The organism is Catellatospora sp. NPDC049133, assembly GCF_040648455.1.
GTDB lineage: Bacteria > Actinomycetota > Actinomycetes > Mycobacteriales > Micromonosporaceae > Catellatospora > Catellatospora aurea.
This window is the reverse complement of the sequence record NZ_JBEZDT010000003.1, coordinates 14,252-32,973: the sequence shown is the minus strand read 5'-3', so window position 1 is coordinate 32,973 and position 18,722 is coordinate 14,252. Positions and strand designations below refer to the sequence as shown.

General features: G+C 71.6%; 18 protein-coding genes. 6 read left to right on the top strand and 12 right to left on the bottom strand.

Annotated features, from left to right (window positions below):
* Positions 1-104: 104 nt before the first annotated feature.
* Both AB0B35_RS03905 and AB0B35_RS03900 read left to right on the top strand, forming a co-directional pair.
* Positions 105-812, top strand: a complete 708-nt coding sequence (locus AB0B35_RS03905; protein WP_361040348.1) for a TetR/AcrR family transcriptional regulator — start codon at positions 105-107, stop codon at positions 810-812.
* A gap of 46 nt (positions 813-858) precedes the next feature.
* Entirely contained in the window at positions 859-1,782 is a 924-nt protein-coding gene (locus tag AB0B35_RS03900; protein WP_361040345.1) for a carbohydrate kinase, read from the top strand.
* A 77-nt stretch (positions 1,783-1,859) separates the two neighbouring features.
* On the opposite strand, the gene AB0B35_RS03895 is transcribed toward AB0B35_RS03900, so the two are convergent.
* The 3 genes from AB0B35_RS03895 to AB0B35_RS03885 form a co-directional block, all read right to left on the bottom strand.
* Positions 1,860-2,828, bottom strand: coding sequence for an NAD(P)/FAD-dependent oxidoreductase (locus AB0B35_RS03895; protein ID WP_361040342.1), 969 nt, complete (start codon positions 2,826-2,828; stop codon positions 1,860-1,862).
* 89 nt (positions 2,829-2,917) lie between these two features.
* Positions 2,918-3,706 (bottom strand): serine protease, encoded by a 789-nt coding sequence (locus AB0B35_RS03890; protein ID WP_361040340.1) that lies wholly within the window; start codon positions 3,704-3,706, stop codon positions 2,918-2,920.
* Between the two features lie 58 nt (positions 3,707-3,764).
* Positions 3,765-4,247, bottom strand: coding sequence for a DUF4188 domain-containing protein (locus AB0B35_RS03885; protein WP_360521627.1), 483 nt, complete (start codon positions 4,245-4,247; stop codon positions 3,765-3,767).
* A 64-nt stretch (positions 4,248-4,311) separates the two neighbouring features.
* On the opposite strand from AB0B35_RS03885, the gene AB0B35_RS03880 reads away from it, so the two are divergent.
* Entirely contained in the window at positions 4,312-4,944 is a 633-nt protein-coding gene (locus tag AB0B35_RS03880; protein ID WP_361040338.1) for a MerR family transcriptional regulator, read from the top strand.
* A 3-nt stretch (positions 4,945-4,947) separates the two neighbouring features.
* On the opposite strand, the gene AB0B35_RS03875 is transcribed toward AB0B35_RS03880, so the two are convergent.
* The 6 genes from AB0B35_RS03875 to AB0B35_RS03850 form a co-directional block, all read right to left on the bottom strand.
* The gene (locus AB0B35_RS03875; RefSeq protein ID WP_361040336.1) at positions 4,948-5,613 is read right to left on the bottom strand and encodes a lytic transglycosylase domain-containing protein; all 666 of its coding nucleotides are present in this window, start codon (positions 5,611-5,613) and stop codon (positions 4,948-4,950) included.
* A 239-nt stretch (positions 5,614-5,852) separates the two neighbouring features.
* Positions 5,853-7,145 carry a PhoH family protein gene (locus tag AB0B35_RS03870; RefSeq protein ID WP_360521636.1) on the bottom strand — a complete coding sequence of 431 codons (1,293 nt, stop codon included), beginning with the start codon at positions 7,143-7,145 and terminating at the stop codon, positions 5,853-5,855.
* Positions 7,146-7,315: 170 nt separating this feature from the next.
* Positions 7,316-8,011: a transglycosylase SLT domain-containing protein gene (locus AB0B35_RS03865; RefSeq protein WP_361040333.1), complete on the bottom strand. Its 696-nt coding sequence runs from the start codon at positions 8,009-8,011 to the stop codon at positions 7,316-7,318.
* Between the two features lie 189 nt (positions 8,012-8,200).
* Positions 8,201-8,971, bottom strand: coding sequence for an isoprenyl transferase (locus AB0B35_RS03860; protein ID WP_203693237.1), 771 nt, complete (start codon positions 8,969-8,971; stop codon positions 8,201-8,203).
* 29 nt (positions 8,972-9,000) lie between these two features.
* Positions 9,001-9,456: an Rrf2 family transcriptional regulator gene (locus AB0B35_RS03855; RefSeq protein ID WP_203693238.1), complete on the bottom strand. Its 456-nt coding sequence runs from the start codon at positions 9,454-9,456 to the stop codon at positions 9,001-9,003.
* Between the two features lie 148 nt (positions 9,457-9,604).
* Positions 9,605-11,440, bottom strand: a complete 1,836-nt coding sequence (locus AB0B35_RS03850) for a phosphoenolpyruvate carboxykinase (GTP) (RefSeq protein ID WP_361040331.1) — start codon at positions 11,438-11,440, stop codon at positions 9,605-9,607.
* Positions 11,441-11,837: 397 nt separating this feature from the next.
* Here AB0B35_RS03850 and AB0B35_RS03845 point away from each other — a divergent pair, with 397 nt between their 5' ends.
* The 3 genes from AB0B35_RS03845 to AB0B35_RS03835 all read left to right on the top strand — a co-directional run bounded on the left by AB0B35_RS03845 (position 11,838) and on the right by AB0B35_RS03835 (position 16,075).
* Positions 11,838-14,759: a sigma-70 family RNA polymerase sigma factor gene (locus tag AB0B35_RS03845; RefSeq protein ID WP_361040328.1), complete on the top strand. Its 2,922-nt coding sequence runs from the start codon at positions 11,838-11,840 to the stop codon at positions 14,757-14,759.
* Between the two features lie 9 nt (positions 14,760-14,768).
* Entirely contained in the window at positions 14,769-15,281 is a 513-nt protein-coding gene (locus AB0B35_RS03840; RefSeq protein ID WP_361040325.1) for a GtrA family protein, read from the top strand.
* An 80-nt stretch (positions 15,282-15,361) separates the two neighbouring features.
* Positions 15,362-16,075 (top strand): GtrA family protein, encoded by a 714-nt coding sequence (locus tag AB0B35_RS03835; RefSeq protein ID WP_361040830.1) that lies wholly within the window; start codon positions 15,362-15,364, stop codon positions 16,073-16,075.
* Positions 16,076-16,081: 6 nt separating this feature from the next.
* Here AB0B35_RS03835 and AB0B35_RS03830 read toward each other — a convergent pair whose 3' ends face one another.
* The 3 genes from AB0B35_RS03830 to AB0B35_RS03820 form a co-directional block, all read right to left on the bottom strand.
* Positions 16,082-16,630, bottom strand: a complete 549-nt coding sequence (locus AB0B35_RS03830) for a PH domain-containing protein (protein ID WP_360521651.1) — start codon at positions 16,628-16,630, stop codon at positions 16,082-16,084.
* 198 nt (positions 16,631-16,828) lie between these two features.
* Entirely contained in the window at positions 16,829-17,764 is a 936-nt protein-coding gene (locus tag AB0B35_RS03825) for a hypothetical protein (RefSeq protein WP_361040322.1), read from the bottom strand.
* 144 nt (positions 17,765-17,908) lie between these two features.
* Positions 17,909-18,697: a biotin--[acetyl-CoA-carboxylase] ligase gene (locus tag AB0B35_RS03820; RefSeq protein ID WP_361040827.1), complete on the bottom strand. Its 789-nt coding sequence runs from the start codon at positions 18,695-18,697 to the stop codon at positions 17,909-17,911.
* Positions 18,698-18,722: the final 25 nt, after the last annotated feature.

Here is an 18,722-nt window from a genome sequence, read left to right as displayed (position 1 = left end):
TCTGCTTCATTTCGAGAGCGGTGCTCTCTGTCGACAACAGTGAACACGGAGTCTGCGCATACTGTCAAGAGCAGTGCTCTCGTTTTGTTGTTATGCTCTCCGGCATGACCGCCAAGAACCTCCGTGCCCGCGTACGCGACGAGCTGACCAGCGAGATCAAGGCGATCGCGCGGCGGCAGCTCACCACCGAGGGGGCCAACCTGTCGCTGCGCGCGGTCGCCCGGGAGCTGGGCATGGTCTCGTCGGCGGTCTACCGCTACTTCCCGAGCCGCGACGACCTGCTCACCGCGCTGATCATCGACTGCTACGACGAACTGGGCGCGGCGGCGGAGACTGCGGAGGCGGCGGTCGACCGCGCCGACCTGCTTGGCCGTTGGCTCGCGATCGGCCACGGCATCCGCGACTGGGCCCTGGCCCACCCTGCCGAGTACGCCCTGATCTACGGCTCGCCGGTGCCCGGCTACCGGGCTCCGCAGACCACGGTCGGCCCGGCCGCCCGCACCACGGACCTGATGCTCACGATGCTCGCCGACGGCGTGGCCGCTGGAACACTGCCCGCCGACCCCGGCCCGGACGCGGTGGTCCTGCCGCCGGTGCCGGACCTCGCCGCGGAGCTGGACCGGATCGGCACGCTGATCAGCCCGACCGTGCCGCGCGACCTACTGGTCCGTGGATTGACCGGCTGGATCCAGATGTTCGGTGTGGTCACCTTCGAGCTGTTCGGGCGCTTCCAGAACATGATCGAGGACAACCGCCGCGCGTTCTACGACCACCAGCTGCGGGTGATGGCGGGACACATCGGTCTGCGATGACGGGTGCGGCATTGCCCGGCCGTCGCGGGGCCGCCACACTATCCGGGTGATCGTGGTAGCCGGAGAGCAAGTAGTCGACCTCGTCCCGGCCGGGGAGGGCCTGCTGCGGGCCGCGCTCGGCGGCGGACCGGCCAACACCGCCATCGCGGCGGCCCGGCTCGGCGCGCCCGTGGCGATGGCGGCCCGGGTCGGGCGCGACTCGTTCGGCAGCGCGTTCCGTCAGCGGCTGACCGCGTCCGGCGTGGACGGGCAGTACCTGGTCGCCACCTCGCAGCCGTCGGCACTGGCGCTGGCCACGGTCGACGGCGGCGGCGAGGCGCAGTACGACTTCTGGCTGGCCGGGGCCGCCGACTTCGGCTGGCGCGAGCGTGAGCTGCCCGAGCTGCCCGACGGCAGCACCATCCACATCGGCTCGCTGGCCGCGTTCCTGCCGCCCGGCGCGGACACGCTGGAGCGCTGGGCGCTGCGCCACCGCGACCGGTGCACGATCACCTTCGACCCGAACGTGCGCAGCGTCGCGCTGGCCCGCCCGGACTCCCTGGTCCGGCTGGAGCGCCTGGTCGAGCTGGCCCACCTGGTGCGCGCCAGCGAGGGGGACCTGACGCACGCGTACCCGCACGTGCCGCCGATGGAGACGGCGCGCCGCTGGCTGGCCGCCGGCCCGCGCCTGCTGGTGCTGACCCACGGCGACGCGGGCGCGGTGGCGCTGACCGCGACCGACGAGGTCACCGTCGCCGCCCCCGCCATCTCGATGATCGACACCATCGGCGCCGGCGACACCGCCATGGGCGCCCTGCTGGCCTGGCTGCACACCGCCGGCCGCCTCACCGACCAGCTCAAACGCGAACTGGCCCCGGAAACCCTGCGCCTGATGCTCCGCCACATGTGCGACGCCGCCGCCCTGACCTGCACCCGCCCCGGCGCCGACCCGCCCACCCTCGACGAACTCCGCGCCTTCCAACTCGTCTAAGCGTTGATCATGAACTTATGGCAAGGCTCGACGGCGTGTCGCTGCCACAAGTTCATGATCAACGCGAGGAAAGAGGGTCAGACGACGTCTTCGGAGGAGTGGCCGGGGAAGAGGTGCGCCGACGGGTCGATGACGATGGCGGCGTTGTTGACGGCGGTGGCGGCTTCGCCGAAACCTGTCGCGATGAGGCGGACCTTGCCGGGGTACTCGACGATGTCGCCGGCGGCGAAGATGCGCGGCAGATTGGTGGCCATCGTGGAGTCGACGGTGATGTGGCGCTTGTCCAGGGCCAGGCCCCACATGGCGAGCGGGCCGAGGTCGGCGGTGAAGCCGAGCGCGGCGACGACGACGTCGGCGGGAATCTCCTCGGTGCCGTTCAGCTCGACCGACTCCACCCGGCCGCTGCCGAGGATCTTGGTGACCTGGCAGTTGACCTCGATGCGCACCGGCAGCGCCTTGACCCGGGCCACCGTCGCGGCGTGAGCCCGGAACTTGTCGCGCCGGTGCACCAGGGTGACGCTCGCGGCGACCCCGGCCAGCGCCAGCGCCCAGTCGAACGCCGAGTCGCCGCCGCCCACGATCACCACGTGCTTGCCGGCCAGCATCGTCGGGTCCGGCACGAAGAAGATGATGCCGTCGCCGGTGAAACCGGCCGCCGCGGGCAGCGGGCGAGGCGTGAACGAACCCAGGCCACCGGTGATCAGCACCGCGCCGCAGCGCACCTCGGTGCCGTCGCCGAGGCCTAGGATCGGCACGCCGTCCTCGTACGTCAGCGCCGCGGCCTGCACTCCCAGCCGGTACGTCGGCGAGAAGGCCCCCGCCTGCGCGACGAGATTCGCGATCAGCTCGCGCCCGCGCACCGCCGGGAAGCCGGCCACGTCGAAAATCATCTTCTCCGGGTACATGGCGGTGACCTGCCCGCCAGCCTCCGGCAGCGCGTCGACGACCAGCGTGCTCAGCCCTCGGAACCCGGCGTAATACGCCGCGAACAGACCGGTCGGCCCCGCCCCGATGATCGCGACATCGACCTCGCTACGCTCGCTCACGCCTTCTCCTCGCCACGCTCGTAGATGATGTGAGCAGAATCGGCGCCGACTGGATCGAGCCATTCGACTCGTTCGCTCATGGGGTGAACCTAACCGCGCGCGGGCTTCTCCTCAATGGCCGCGTTGATATCCGCGGCGAAGTGCGACACCTGGGTGTAGACGCCGGGGTATGCGGCCCGGCCGCACCCCACGCCCCAGCTGACGATCCCGACCTGCACCCAGCGCGTGCCGTCGCGCCGCAGCAGCGGGCCGCCGGAGTCGCCCTGGCAGCTGTCCTTGCCGCCGTGCTTGAGGTCGCCGGCGCAGATCATGTCCGCGTCGGTGAATCCGTACCCGTGCGAGCGGTAGATCTTGCCGCAGGTCCCGTCACCGACGAACGGCACCTGCACCTTGCGCAGGTAGCGCTGCTGGGCGCGGGAGCCCTCGCGAGTCGCGCCCCAGCCGACCGCGGTGAGCGTGCCGCCGTCCAGGCCCCCGCCGGAGGGCAGCGCGACCACCGGCACGTCGACGGGGCGGGACAGCCGGATCACGGCCCAGTCGTCGCCGCGGGTCACGTCGGAGAAGCCGCGGGCCCGCCACACGTGACTGCTGCGCACCTGGAACGTCTTGCCGGAGCCGAGGTCGGCCGAGCCGCCCCGCACGCTGATCGAGGAGTTGGCGCCGGTACGGCTCACACAGTGGGCGGCGGTGAGCACGTACTGGGTGCGCACCAGGCTGCCCGCGCAGCCGTTGTCCAACCGCACCATCCACGGGAACTCCCCCGCCCCGGCGCGGGCCCCGCCGATGACCTCGACCTGCGGCGGGTCGTCGGGCCGGGCGGCGGCGGGCGACGCCACGGCCATCGCCGCCACGCACATCAACAGCGCGATCGCCCGCATCAGCATCCTCCGAGGTCGACGGTGATGCCGATATTAGCTTGTTTGGGCGATTAATCCCTTACGTTGGCGAACCGCCCCGGCGGGTGGCAGCCGTCTCGCCCTTGCGCGCCACCGGCACGTGCTCGCCGGCCCGCGCCAGCCCGAACCGCGGCATGTTGCCGTAGAGCACCTCGTACCGGCCCGCGCCGACCAGGTAGGTCTCGTGCCAGATGCCGACGTCGCCACTGCCGCCGACCAGCTTGTTGAAGGCGCGCCAGGCCGGGTGGTGCGGCAGCGCGGCGTCGCGGGCGAACGCCTCCAGCTGCTCGACGCTGCGCCAGTACTGCACGGTCAGCGGGCCGCGCGGCGTGATCGCGTACTCCACCGCGAGCAGGCCGAGCTCCGGCCGCTCGGCGAGCACCTTCAGCATGCGCGGCATCGCGGTGAACGCGCCCCACCACTTGTGGATCTTCCAGAGCTTGTTGAACCGCATGCCGATGAGGAAGACCACGAAGTCACCCTCGATGTCGGCCGACATCCGGCCCGGAACCACGGTCGCCATGATTACACCTCCTCATCATGGATAGCATGACTGTCCGCTATCCGGTTGGGTATCGTGAACCCCGATGAAGATTTCCGAACTGAGCCGCACCAGTGGCGTGTCGCTGCCCACGGTCAAGTACTACCTGCGCGAAGGGCTGCTTCCACCCGGCCGCTCGCTGGGCCGCAACCAGGCCGAGTACGACGAGGCGCACCTGCGCCGGCTGCGCCTGATCCGGGCGCTGATCGACGTGGGCGGCCTGAGCGTGGCCGGGGTGCGCCAGGTGCTGCAGGCCGTCGACGACGCCGAGCTGCCCGGTCACCACCTGCTCGGCACCGCGCACGAGGCGATCGCGGGCGCGCCGCGCGCCGATCGCACCACGCCCGGCTGGCGAGCGGCGCGCGCCGAGGCCGCCCGGGTCGTGGCCGACCGGGGCTGGCGGGTGCACGCGAACGCCCCCGCGCTGGACCAGCTCGCCGACGCCATCGCGGCGCTGCGCGAGCTCGGACAGCAGGACATGCTGGCGATGGTCGACGACTACGCCGAGGCGACCGAGCGGCTGGCCCGCCAGGAGGTGAGCCTGGTGCTGGCCCGCGGCGACCGGGCCGCCATGGTCGAGGGCCTGGTCACCGGCACTGTGCTCGGCGAGGCCGTGCTCACCGCGCTGCGCCGGCTCGCCCAGGAGCACACCAGCGCCGGCCTCACCGATCCCGGCTGACGGTCAGTACCAGCCCTTGGCCTCGGAGTGCGCCCAGGCGTCGCATGGTTTGCCGTAGCGCTTCTTGATGTAGTCCAGGCCCCACTTGATCTGCGTGGCGGGGTTGGTCTGCCAGTCGTCGCCGAACTTCGCCATCTTGTCGCCGGGCAGCGACTGCGGGATGCCGTACGCCCCGGAGCTCTTGTTCTCGGCCCTGTGGTTCCAGCCGGACTCCCGGGTCCACAGCCTGTTGAGGCAGGCCATCTGAGTGAGGTCCATGCCTGCGGCGAGCACGAGCGCGCACCCGATCGCGCGGTTGCCGCTGAACTCGTTGCAGCTGCTCGGGATGGGCCCGAAGTCGACGGTGGCGGTGCGGTTGGCGCCGCGGCGGCTGGCCTCCTTCTCCACGGCGGCGGCGCGGGCCGCGGCGGCCTTGGCCTCGGCCGCGGCGCGGTCCTGCGCCGCCAGCAGGAGCTGGTGCTGCTGCAGCGTGAGCGCGGCCGACTCGGCCTGCGCGGCGATGTGCGCCTGCCCGCCCGCGGTCGACGCGTCGGCCTGCCACTGCGCGGTCTCGTCGAGCCGCATCGCACCGGCCACCCCGCCCAGCAGGGTCAGCACGGCGAGGCCACGGACGATCACACGACCGGTCGCGGGGTGCGCCCGGCGAGGGGCGCGGCGTTGCCGGGACACAGGGGATCCTCTCGGCGGTGGGGCCCCGGGTCCGTCCGAAGTCGGGGGTGGACGGTCGCAGGGGAGCACGCCTTGCCGGGCAAGCGCGGGCCGCTCGGCGCGCCGGGGGATGGCACGCCGGGGCGCCGGGTTGCGGGGCGCTCCACCCCACCCTTACGCAAAGGACCGGGGCCTGTCGTCGCCCGGCCAGGCGACTGTGGCCCCGGTCACACACCAAAGGGTGTCAATTCATGACAGAATTACTCCTCCAGGAGATCGGTGACCACCTCGGCGATGGCGGAACGCTCCGACCGGGTGAGGGTCACGTGGGCGAAGAGCGGATGCCCCTTGAGAGTCTCGATCACCGCCGTGACACCGTCGTGTTTGCCCACCCTCAGGTTGTCGCGCTGGGCGACGTCGTGCGTGAGCACCACCCGCGAACCCGCGCCGATGCGCGACAGCACGGTGAGCAGCACACCCCGCTCCAGGGACTGCGCCTCGTCGACGATGACGAACGCGTCGTGCAGGCTGCGGCCGCGGATGTGGGTCAACGGCAGCACCTCCAGCATGCCCCGGTGCAGCACCTCGTCGCGTACGTTGTCGTGCACCAGCGCGCCGAGGGTGTCGAACACCGCCTGCGCCCACGGCGACATCTTCTCCGCCTCGGTGCCGGGCAGGTAGCCCAGCTCCTGGCCGCCGACGGCGTACAGCGGGCGGAACACGATGACCTTCTTGTGCTTGCCCCGCTCCATCACCTGCTCCAGGCCGGCGCACAGGGCCAGCGCGGACTTGCCGGTGCCCGCCCGGCCGCCCAGCGAGACGATGCCGATGCTGTCGTCGAGCAGCAGATCCAGCGCGATGCGCTGCTCCGCCGAGCGCCCGCGCAGCCCGAACGCCTCCCGGTCGCCGCGGACCAGCCGCACCGTCTTGTCCGTGTGCACGCGCCCGAGCGCCGAACCGCGCCCCGCGTGCAGGATCAGTCCGGTGTGGACGGGCAGCCCCGCCGCTTCGTCATGGTCGATGCCCTCTCCGGCGTAGAGCGCGGCCATGTCGGCGTCCGACAGGTCCACCTCCGCCAGGCCGGACCAGGTCGGGTCGACCGCCTGGTCGTGCCGGTACTCGTCGGCCGCCAGGCCCACCGCCGCGGCTTTGACCCGCAACGGCATGTCCTTGCTGACGAGGGTCACCTGCTGCCCGTCGGCCGCCAGACCGAGCGCCACCGCGAGGATGCGGGCGTCGTTCGTGTCGTTGCGGAAGCCGCTGGGCAGGATCTGCGGGTCGGAGTGGTTGAGCTCCACCCGCAGAGTTCCGCCGGAATCGTTCACCGGCAGCGGCACGTCCAGCCTGCCGTGCTTGATGCGCAGGTCGTCGAGCAGTCGCAGCGACTGCCGGGCGAACCAGCCGAGCTCCGGGTGGTGCCGCTTGCCCTCCAGCTCGGAGATGACCACGAGCGGCAGCACGACGTTGTGCTCGGAGAAGCGGCGGATCGCGGCCGGATCCGCCAGCAGCACGGAGGTGTCGAGTACGTACGTTCGTATCGGGACATCGACCATGACTCACGCTAACCGCAAGAAACCCGTTTGGCCAGCATGTCTTCGCGATCTGTCCGACGATCCGCCGATGTCGGCATCACCCGGTCGGGGGATGCCGAGGTCGGATCGCCGCTCGCTTCACGTAGTCGCTGCGTGACTGAAAGTCGTGAAACGAGCGGCGAATCCGCGTGTCAGTACCAGCTGACGTCCTGGAAATGCGCCCACGCGCCGGCGGGTGTCTGGTATCGGTTCTTGATGTAGTCCAGGCCCCACTTGATCTGCGTGGCGGGGTTGGTCTTCCAGTCGTCGCCGAACTTCGCCATCTTGCTGCCGGGCAGCGCCTGCGGGATGCCGTACGCCCCGGAGCCGGAGTTCTCGGCCTTGTGGTTCCAGCCGCTCTCGTGCTGCCACAGCTTCACCAGCGGGCTCATCTGGCTGTACGCGAAGCCGAAGCTGGGCAGCAGCTTGCACGCGGTGAGCTGGTTGCCGGTGAAGCTCTTGCACGAGGTCGGCGTGGGCGTCGACGCGGTGCGCTTGACGGCCGGCTTCGACGGCACCGTCGACGGCACGTGGGCCTTCGGGGTGGTGGCCCGGGTCGGACTCACGCTCGGCGTCGGGGTGGCCGAGACGCTCGGCGACGCCTCGACGAGGCGGTCGTAGTCGCGGGTGGCCGCCTCGGCCTCGGCGGCGCGGGCGGCGGCGAGGTCGGCGGCCAGCGGCTCGGGGTCGGACTTGCCGGCGAGGCCGTAGCCGAGCGCGCCGAGCACGGCGGCGCAGAGCACGCCGAGCGCGATCTTCCGGGAGTGGGCGGCCAGCAGGCGGGCCAGGCCGCTGCGCTGACGGGTTTCACGGTGGCGGCCCAGCAGGGGGTCACGGGGTGTCGACACGAGTCGGTCCCTTCGTAGGGGGTTGCCGCGCCTCCGGGGGAGGAAGGCGCTGGTCAGGGACCCTGCCGGGTTTTCCGGCGACGTGCCAAGCCGGTCACGTGGATCGTGAAACAGGTCACATTTTCAACAGGAGCGCAGGTGGGAGAGGGGAAGAAATCGGACTCAGGCTATGGGTGGAAAACCCGAGCCTCACGCGCCGAAACGACGCTGGCGGCCGGCGTACGCCCGCAGCGCGCGCAGGAAGTCGACGTGCCGGAAGTCCGGCCAGTTCAGCTCGCAGAAGTAGAACTCCGAGTGGGCGGACTGCCACAGCAGGAAGCCGGACAGCCGCTGCTCCCCGCTGGTCCGGATGATCAGATCCGGGTCGGGCTGGCCACGGGTGTAGAGGTGCTCGGCGATGTGCTCGACGTCGAGCTTCTCGGCCACCTCCTCCAGGGTCGCGCCGGCCTTCGCGTGCTCCTGCAGCAGCGAGCGCACCGCGTCGGCGATCTCCCGGCGGCCGGTGTAGCCGACCGCGATGTTGACGTGCGCGCCGCCGTGGCGGCCCGCGGTGCGCTCCTGGGCGGCCTTCAGCGCCGCGGCGGTGTCGGCGGGCAGCAGGTCCAGCGCGCCGACCATACGCAGCTGCCAGGGGTTGCCGTCCTCGGCGAGTTCGGTGCTCAGGTCCTCGATGATCTGCAGCAGCGGGTCCAGCTCGGCGGCCGGGCGGCGCAGGTTGTCGGTGGCCAGCAGGTACAGCGTGACGTGGGCGATGCCGGCCTCGTCGCACCACCGCAGCAGTTCCTTGATCCGCTCGGCGCCGACCCGGTGGCCGTCGTTGGGGTCCACGTAGCCCATGTCGCGCGCCCAGCGGCGGTTGCCGTCGCACATGACGCCGACGTGCCGGGGACGCGGTTTGCCCGCCAGCAGTTGGATCAGGCGGCGTTCGTACACGGAGTAGACGAGGTCGCGGAGTTTCATCCTGGGCAGCCTAACGCCGCTTGCGCAGATCAGCGCGGCTGCCAGGCGTCCGGGACCGTGGTGAGATCTCGGACGGCCTCCGGCAGCTGCCCGGTGACGGCCTGGGCCAGCGTCACCTCGTCGACGACGCCGCGCACCGCGGACCGCACCGCGACCCATACCAGCGGCAGATGGGTGGAGGTGCCGGTGTAGCTGGTCTGCTCGGGACGGTGGCCCCGGACTCCCGCCAGCGGCCCGTCCACGGCCCGCAGCACGGTGCCGATGGTCACCTCGGCAGGCGGCGAGCTGAGGCTGTACCCGCCGTCAGCGCCCCGGACGGCGTGGATCACGCCGCTGCGCCGCAGATCGGCGAGCACCGCCTCCAGGAACTTGCGCGGCAGCCCCTGCGCGTCCGCCAGTGCCTGCGCCGAGATGGTGGCCGGGTACGCGTTGGCCAGCTCCAGAGCGGCCCGGACCGCATAGTCGCCTCTAGCCGAGATCTGCACACCCCCATGATGCCCGCAGGCCCCCCGACTCCGCCGGGGGGCCTGCGCGACTGTGCCAAGATCGTGACGATCTTGCGCGAACTGTTGGGAATTTGCCCGTTAAGGGCGTGTCATCCCCGCAGTACACGCAAGATCGTCGACCGAAGGGCTACTCGGTGACGTTGAGGCGGGCTTTGAGGGCGTCGAGCTCGGACCAGAGGACTGCCGGAAGCTTGTCGCCGAACTTGTCGAACCACTCGGTGATCTGCGGGATCTCGGCGGTCCACTCGTCCTGGCGGACTTCGAGGGCGAGTTCGACGTCCGCGATGGGGAGGTCGAGGCCGGTGAGGTCCAGGTCCTCGGCGCGGGGGACGAAGCCGACGGGGGTTTCGACCGCGGCGGCCTCGCCCTCCAGGCGCTCGACGACCCACTTGAGGACGCGGGAGTTCTCGCCGAACCCGGGCCACAGGAAGCGGCCGTCGTCGCCGCGGCGGAACCAGTTCACGTAGAAGATCGCGGGGAGCTTGTCGGCGTTGCCGTCGACGCCCTTGCCCATGGCGATCCAGTGGCGGAAGTAGTCGCCGGCGTTGTAGCCGATGAAGGGCAGCATCGCCATCGGGTCGCGGCGGACCACGCCGACCTGGCCCACGGCGGCGGCCGTGGTCTCCGAGGACAGGGTCGCGCCCTGGAAGACGCCGTGCACCCAGTCACGGGCCTGGCTGACCAGCGGGATCGTGGTCTTGCGGCGGCCGCCGAACAGGATCGCCGAGATCGGCACACCCTGCGGGTCGTCGTACTCCGGCGCCAGGATCGGGCACTGCGTGATCGGGGTGCAGAAGCGCGAGTTCGGGTGGCTGGAGACCTGGTCGGAGTCCGGGGTCCAGTCGTTGCCGTGCCAGTCGGTCAGGTGGGCCGGGGGCTCGCCCATGCCCTCCCACCAGATGTCGCCGTCGTCGGTGCGGGCCACGTTGGTGAACAGCGAGTTACCGGCGGCGAGCGTACGCATCGCGTTCGGGTTGGTCTTCCAGTCGGTGCCCGGCGCGACGCCGAACAGGCCGTACTCCGGGTTCACCGCGTACAGGCGGCCGTCTTCACCGAAGCGCATCCAGGCGATGTCGTCGCCCAGGGTCTCGACCTTCCAGCCGGGGATGGTCGGCTCCAGCATGGCGAGGTTGGTCTTGCCACACGCCGACGGGAACGCCGCCGCGATGTAGTGCACCTTGTTCGCCGGGCTGGTCAGCTTGAGGATCAGCATGTGCTCGGCGAGCCAGCCCTCGTCGCGGCCCATCACGCTGGCGATGCGCAGCGAGTAGCACTTCTTGCCCAGCAGCGAGTTGCCGCCGTAGCCCGAGCCGAACGACCAGATCTCGCGGGTCTCCGGGAAGTGGGAGATGTACTTGGTGGTCGAGCACGGCCACGGCACGTCGGCCTGGCCCGGCTCCAGCGGCGCGCCGACCGAGTGCAGCGCGGGCACGAAGTCCGCGGTCTCGCCCATGGCCTCCAGCACCTTGGCGCCCATCCGGGTCATGATGCGCATGCTGGCCACGACGTACGCCGAGTCGGTGATCTCCACGCCGAACATCGGGTTCTCGGCGTCAAGCGGGCCCATGCAGAACGGGATGACGTACATGGTGCGGCCGCGCATGCAGCCCCGGTACAGCTCGGTCATGAGCTGCTTCATCTCGGCCGGGGCCATCCAGTTGTTGGTCGGGCCGGCGTCGGCCTCGTCCACCGAGCAGATGAACGTGCGCTCCTCGACCCGCGCCACGTCGGACGGGTCGGTGCGCGCCCAGAAGGAGTTGGGCCGCTTGACCGGGTCCAGCTGGACCAGGCTGCCCGCGGTGACGAGTTCGGCGGTGAGGCGCTGCCACTCGTCCTCGGAGCCGTCGCACCACACGATGCTGTCCGGCGTGGTGAGCTCTGCGATCTGGCGCACCCAGGCGATCAGCTTCGGGTGCGAGGTCGGATGCTGGTCAAGCCCTGCGATGACTGCCGGCGCGGTCATGGAGTTCTCCTCGTGGTCGTCTTTGACCGACGGATACGACGGACCACGGCCGGGTGGCCGTGCGTCGTCCGGGATGTGGCCTCAGCGTAAGCCCGGTTTGTTGCTGGAGGCCCTTCCCGCCTTGTGAATAAGTGCACAAGCGTCGGTCTGGGTGCTTCTTCACGCACGATTCTTCGGCCGAACGCGCACGTTTCCGCAAATCCCCTTTTTGATCACAGTTCAGCGCGACAGCACTGACGCGAGCGGACGCCGTCACCTACTACCTGTACCCGCTCCAGGCTCCGGCGAACGCGGCTATCGCGACTTCATCATGAGCTCCGCATATTCCGCAAATCGGGTGATTGGTCTAACGTCCCTAGCAGCCGGCGAAACCGTGACATTCCCCCCGGAGGCGGCCGTGACCAGTGCGCTTTACCCTGCCCAAGATCAGTCCATCGACGCGCAGAGCGATCCACAACTCATCTCCCTGGTACGCGGCGGCGACACCGACGCGTACGGGCTGCTCTACGAACGCCACCTCGAATCGGCGCGGCGGCTCGCGCGGGTGCTCAGCACCGATCACGCCGACGCCGACGACCTGATCGCGGACACCTTCGCCAAGGTGCTGGCGGTGCTGCGCAGCGGCGGCGGGCCGGACACCGCGTTCCGGGCGTACCTGCTCACCACCATGCGGCACACCCGTTACGACCGGGCCCGGCGCGAGCGCCGCGTCGAGCTCACCGACGACCTCACCCGGTACGAGACCGCGGAACCGGTCGACGACCCGACCATCTCGCGGCTGGAGACGTCGTACGCCGCCCGCGCCTTCAACCGGCTGCCCGAACGCTGGCGGGCCGTGCTCTGGCACACCGAGGTGGAGGGCGAGAGCCCGTCCCAGGTGGCCCCGCTGCTCGGGCTCACCCCGAACGGCGTCGCGGCGCTGGCATACCGGGCCCGGGAAGGGCTGCGCCAGATGTACCTGCAGGAGCACATCGCGCTCACCGGCAACCCGCGCTGCCACTGGACCGGCTCGCACCTGGCCGGATATGTACGCGCAGCGCTGGCCAAGCGCGACCGCGGCAAGGTCGACGAGCACCTGTCCGGCTGCGCCGAATGCCGCCGCCTGCACCGCGAGCTGACCGAGGAGAACGCCGGCCTGCGCGGTGTCGTCGCGCCCCTGTTACTGGGAGCGGCCGCGCCGGCCTACCTGGCCGGCACGGGCGCGCTCGGCGGTCGGCTGACCGTGGCCTGGGGAGCGCTCGTGCTGTGGTGGCAGCAAGCCTGGGAGAACCTGAGCACGTGGTCGGCGGCGGCGGCCGCGCTGGCGCTCGCCGCCGGGCGGTGGTTGCTGACCGCGCCCGGCCGACTGATCAGCCGGTACGGCGGCGCGAGCATCGTCGCGGGGAGCGGCGTGGGCATCGCGGCGCTGGCCGGGATCGCCGTGTTCGTCGCGATGACGGCGACCCCCACACCGCCCACGGCCCCGTCGCGCGCGGTGCCGGTGCCGGTGCCCGCCGCGCCGCCGGTGTTCGTGCCCGCACCGCCGTCGCCTGCGGAACCGACAACCGCGGTGCCGCCATCCGCGGTGGCGACTCACCTGCCGTCGCCGCCCGGCCACACCACGCAGCCCCCGGCGAACGCGCTGCCCCCGGCCCGGCCCCCGGTCACCGTGCCCAAGCCGCCCGCGGCTCCCGCGCCCGTGGCTCCCCGACCGGTGGCCCCCGCGCCCCCGGCCGAGCCGGACGCCGAGGTGTCGGCACCGGAGTTCGCCGAGGTCGATCTCGTGGCCGGCCGCGCGGGCACGCTGCCCATCCCGGTGCGCGCCTCCTCCGACGAGCGCGGCGACCAGCTGGAGGTCGCCCCTGACGCATCGACCGGGCAGACCGGTGGTGCCAGTGACACCACCACGGGTCAGACCGGCGGTGCCACCGACACCACCACGGGTCAGACCGGCACCGGCGTAGCGACCCGCGCGGTGGGCCGAGTCGCGACCGTCGGCGCGGGTCAGGCGGCGATCGCGACTGCCGCCGGGCTCTCGCCGCTCGCGGCGCGCCTGACCGCCGCCGCGAGCGTCGCGACGGAGCCCGAACCGGTGCTGAGCGCTTCCCCTGCCGCCGCGCCGCCCGGGGCCGTGCGCATCGACGTGACGCTGCCCGCCGGGCTGCGGCTGGCCGGGACCGGGGCCGGGGACGGCTGGCAGTGCGAGGCGACCGCGACCGGCGCGTCCTGCGACCGGCCGCGCTGGAAGAAGGGTGCCCGCTCGGTGGCCCGGCTACCGGTGCTGGCCGATGCCGCGGTCAGCGGCTTCCAGGAGATCGGCGTCGCCGCGACGTACGGGCGGCGGCAGAGCGCGACCGTGTTCCGGGTGCCCGTCGCGCCGTCCGGGCTGCGCCTCGGGCACGCCGCCCGGGGCCGGGTTGACGTCGCGCTGGCGGGCAGCACCCTGCTGTCGTGCCGGCCGCGCCCGCTGTGCCTGCTCGGCGCGGACAACAACGTGCTGGACATGACGCCGCTGCTGCCCGCGATCGGCGAGCCCGCCGCGCCCGGCGGCCTGTTCGACGAGCGGGGACCGAACGGGCCGGACGGGCCGATCGCCGCACTCGCCGGGGAGAAGGCGGCCAGCGGGGCCCGGCTGGAGCTGCCGGACGGCGCGAAGGTCCGCTGGGCCGGGCTGGTCGTCGCCGCCTCGGCCGCCGAACTGCCCGAGGTGGTCGCGCTGCACGGACCGAAGGGCGACTGGGCGCCGGTGGAGGTGCGGTTCGGGCATGCCGAGTCGGGCACGTCGCTGACCCAGGGCTTCGCCGACGTCACCAAGCTGCTCCGCAAGGGCGGCGGTGGGGACTGGTGGCTGACCGCCCCGGCCGGGCCGCTGCCGCGCGGGAAGAAGCAGTTCGCGGGCTGGACGCTGGCCGTGGTGTACGAGCACCGCGACGCGCCGCGCGGTGAGGCGGCGGTGTACCTCGGTCCGCGTACCGGGCGCGGCGACGCGCCGACCGTCATCGGGCTGGGCGGTGCGGGACCGGTCGGCATCGGTCTCGCGCTGTGGGACGGCGACCTCGCGCTGACCGGCGACGAGCTGTTCATCGACGGTGCGCCGGCCGGCGAGCCGGGCAACCTCGGCGGCGGCCGCAACGCCGGGGCCGCCGCGCTGGCCTGCCGCTCCGTGCCCGGCCTGTGCCCCTGGCGTACGCCCGGCCTGGACGTGCTCCGGGTGGACGGCAAGGCCCCGGCCGGCGGCGTCGCCGAGCTGCGGACAGGCGGCGATCCGATGGAGGTGGGCCTGCTCGCGGTGATCACCGGGCCGCCGCGCACAGCGGGCAAGGCCACGCCGACACGGTAGGCTCGCGGGGTGACCCCCAAACCGCCGAGCGCGCCACCGGCCCCAGCACTGCCGCTGAGGCTCGTCGCGCAGTTCCGGCACCTGATCCACGAGCTGGGCAAGTTCGGTGTCGTCGGCGGTGCCGCGTACGTCGTCGATCTTGTGATCTTCAATCTGCTGCTGTCGACGACCGGCTGGCTGACCGCCACGGTCATCTCCACCACGGTCGCGGCGACCGGCGCCTTCGTCGGCAACCGGTACTGGACCTGGCGCGACCGCGAGCGCTCCAGCCTGGCCCGGGAGTACCTGCTCTACTTCTTCTTCAACGTGGTCGGGCTGGGCATCAGCGTCGGCGTGCTGTGGCTCAGCCACGACGTGCTCGGGGCCGTGTGGCCGCAGCTGTTCCAGACGCGGCTGGCCGACAACGTCGCCAAGATGCTGGTCGGCAACGCCATCGCCAGCGTCTTCCGGTTCTGGGCATATCGGCGGTTCGTCTTCACCGGCGCGCCGGCCGCTACGCCCGCTCCGGCCCAGGTCGGGTGAGTTGGCTTGCATTCGGAGTTGCGATGCCGCCCCGTTCGCACCGACTCGCGTAAGGTGACCCAGTGCGCCCTGACCTGACGATGCTCGATCGCCTGCTGCCCTCCCGACTCCGCAAGATGGGCCCGGAGGCTCTGAAGTTCGCCATCGTCGGCGGCGTGAACACCGTCGTCAACTTCGTGGTGCTGAACGCCCTGGTCCTGACGGTCTTCCCGACGGGCCAGCTGAAGGCCAACGTCGTCGCCACCATCGTGGCGATGGTCACGTCCTACCTGATGAACCGGCACTGGACCTACCGCGACCGGATGAGCCAGGCCATGGGCCGCGAGTTCCTGCTGTTCGTCGTGTTCAACGCCGCGGGTCTGGCCATCGAGCTGGCCATCATGGGCGCCACCAAGTACATGCTGGGCCTGCACGGCCTGCTGGCGCTCAACGCGGCCAAGCTCCTGGGCCTGGTGCTCGGCACGCTCTTCCGCTTCTACACCTACCGCACCTTCGTGTTCGCCCCCGCGAACCAGGTGGCCGTCGCGGCCGGCGGCGTCGACGCCGACTTCGGCCCGGCCCACGTCCACCTCGACAGCGTCGAGGAACTGGTCGACGCCGAGGCGGCCGCGAGCGCGCTGGCCGGTGTGCCGGTGCCCGCGCAGGTGCGCCCGGACGACTTCTCCCGGCTCACCGCCCCGCTCGAGGCGGAGTTCGCGGCCGAGGCCGAGCAGCTGGCCGCCCTGGACGCGGAGTTCACCGACACGGAGCTCGCGGAGGAACTCACGCGGGCGAAGCCGCGCCCAGAGCGGTAGCCCGACTCACTTCTTCTCTTCGACCTTGGACTGCTGAGCCGGGGCGGCCGGGCGCTCGTTGTCGTTGTACGAGTGCGCGTCCCGGTCGGCCTCGACCAGCTCGTACAGCGTCGTCTGCACCTTCTCGACGTGCGGGATGTCGTTGAGCACCGACTGGCCCCGCTCGCCCGCCGACTCGATGGTCAGCGTGCCGCAGCCGAGCAGCCGCTCGATGAACTTCTGGCTCATCGCGTGGTCGTTCACCCGCGACAGCGGGATGTCCCGGCGGTCGCGCGAGAAGACACCGGTCTGCAGCAGCACACGCTCGTTGGTCAGCACGTAGTGCGTGGTGCGCCAGACCAGCCACGGCCAGAACGTCAGCCAGGCCACGGCGACCAGGGCCAGGCCCGCCACGATGTAGACCAGGATCGCGTCGAGGTCGAACAGCAGCGCGGTGATCACCGCCGCCACCGCCAGCACCAGGACCGTCACCGGCCGGATCATGGCCTTCCAATGGGGGTGCAGGTCGAGCACCACGTGCTCGTCCGCGGTCAACACGTCCTCGGGGAACGCCATCCGTGCCTCCTCGTTACAGCCTGCGATCAAACGCACGATTGTCCGCGAGCAGGGTAGTTCCACGAGGCGACGCCGGGCCATCCGCCATGGGTGCTCCGTCGGCAATCGGTCTGTCCCGGGCCCCCGGCCGAGTCGCCATGCGGGCAAAAGGACGGGCACCCGGCCTGAGGTCCGGGTGCCCGTCCGATCAGCCGGCCGTCAGCCGAGCACCTTGAGCGTGAAGGTGCGGGAGTTGTCCGACGGGTCGACGTCGGGCGTGGTCGCAAAACCCCACGTGACGTTGCTCGTCGCGGTCAGCGTGCCGTAGTCGCCGACCGCGGCGTCCTCCGGTCCGGACACGATGAGGCTGAACGTGCGGCTCTCACCCTGCATGAACTCTCCACCCGGTGCCGCGCAGCCCTGCCAGCAGGGCAGGTCGGCGTCCGGCTCCGTGCCGTCCACCCAGAAGCCTTCCGGCAGGCCGACCAGCTCGACCGGCACGTACTGGTGCGGGGCGTTGCCGCGCCAGATCACCGTCACCGCGAGCCGCCCGCGGAACCGTCCGTCGGTGTCCTTCGTCAGCTTCAGAGCCTTGCCGACCTTCAGCGTGATGTTCGACTGGGTGTCCTGGACGAACGGCCGCGGGTCGGCCACGGAGCCCGTCGTGCTGCGCAGCAGCGTGGAGAACGGCGTCAGCGGACCCGACGTCCCGTCGTTGAAGGTGACGCCGATCTCACCGCCGAGCGCCTCCATCGCGTACTTGCGCGTCTTGCTCAGCACCCGAAACGTCGAGTCGACCCGCCGCTCTTCACCCGGCTGGAACACGCTGCCGGTGCCGCAGTAGACGGTGCGCCGGCCGTCGGGGTTCCAGTTCCAGACGCAGGCGTCCTCGACCACGATGTCCTGCCAGGCGTTGGCGATCGGCTCGACGATCGCGAGGCCGAGGTACGCCGGCTCCGTGCCGGTGTTCTGCATAGTGGCTTCCAGCGTGCCGACGTAGCCGCGCTCCGTCGGCTCCAGCACCAAGGTGCCGGCGGAGACGGTCGCCGAGTCCTCGGCGGCGGCGTGCGCCGCTGCCGGGGCCGCCAGCGCGCCGACACTCATGGCCATGAGCGCGGCGACACCGAGCAGCACTTTGCGTCCTGCGTTGGTCAAGATTCCTCCCGTGAGTCAGGTGCGAGGTACTCGCACCGTCGACGTCACGCCGGACCTCCGCCGCCCGTGCCGAACAACCACTTCGGACGGAGCAAACCGGCGTCCGGTGAGGGTATTCCTTTCGCGCCGCTCCCGCTGACCCGGTCAGCGCAGGTGGACGACGTCTCCCGCGGCGACCGGCCGGTCACCGGTGGCGGTCCGCACGACGAGGCGACCCTCGGTGTCGACGGTCACGGCCTCTCCCGTCAGGTCCGTGGTGCCGCCGGGCAGCATCACCGACACCTGCCGGCCCAGCGTCGCGCACATCCGCACGTACGCATCCCGCAGGCCGCTCCTGTCCGAGTCGCCGCCGGCCGTCTGCCAGGCGTCGTAGTGCGCACCCAGCCGCTCCAGCAGGGCCGTCAGCAACGCGGTCCGGTCGGCCTCGGCTGCGCCGGCCAGCAGCAGGGAGGTCGCGGGCAGGCCGGTCGGAGTCTCCGGCAGCTCCTCGGGCCGCAGACTCACGTTCAGACCGATGCCGATCACCACCGCGCCCGGCGCGGGCACCTCGGCCAGCAGACCGGCACATTTGCGCCCGCCGACCAGCAGATCGTTGGGCCACTTCAGGGCGGGCTCCAGCCCTGTCACCGCGCGCACCGCCTCGGCCAGCGCGACCCCGCCGAGCAGCGGGAGCCAGCCCCAGCCGGAGACGTCCGAGGCCGGGCGCAGCAGCACGGACACCGCCAGCCCGGCGCGCGGCGGCGACTGCCAGGTGCGGCCGAGCCGCCCCCGCCCGGCCGTCTGCGACTCCGTGGTCACGACCAGGCCCTCCGCCGCGCCGTCCCGCGCGGCCGCGGCGGCGTCGGCGTTGGTGGAGCCGGTCTCCTCACTCACCTCGACGTGCCAGCGCGGCAATGCCCCGAGTCGTGCCCGGTCCAGCGGCTGCCTGCTCATCTCCACCACGGGAGCGTATCCACCC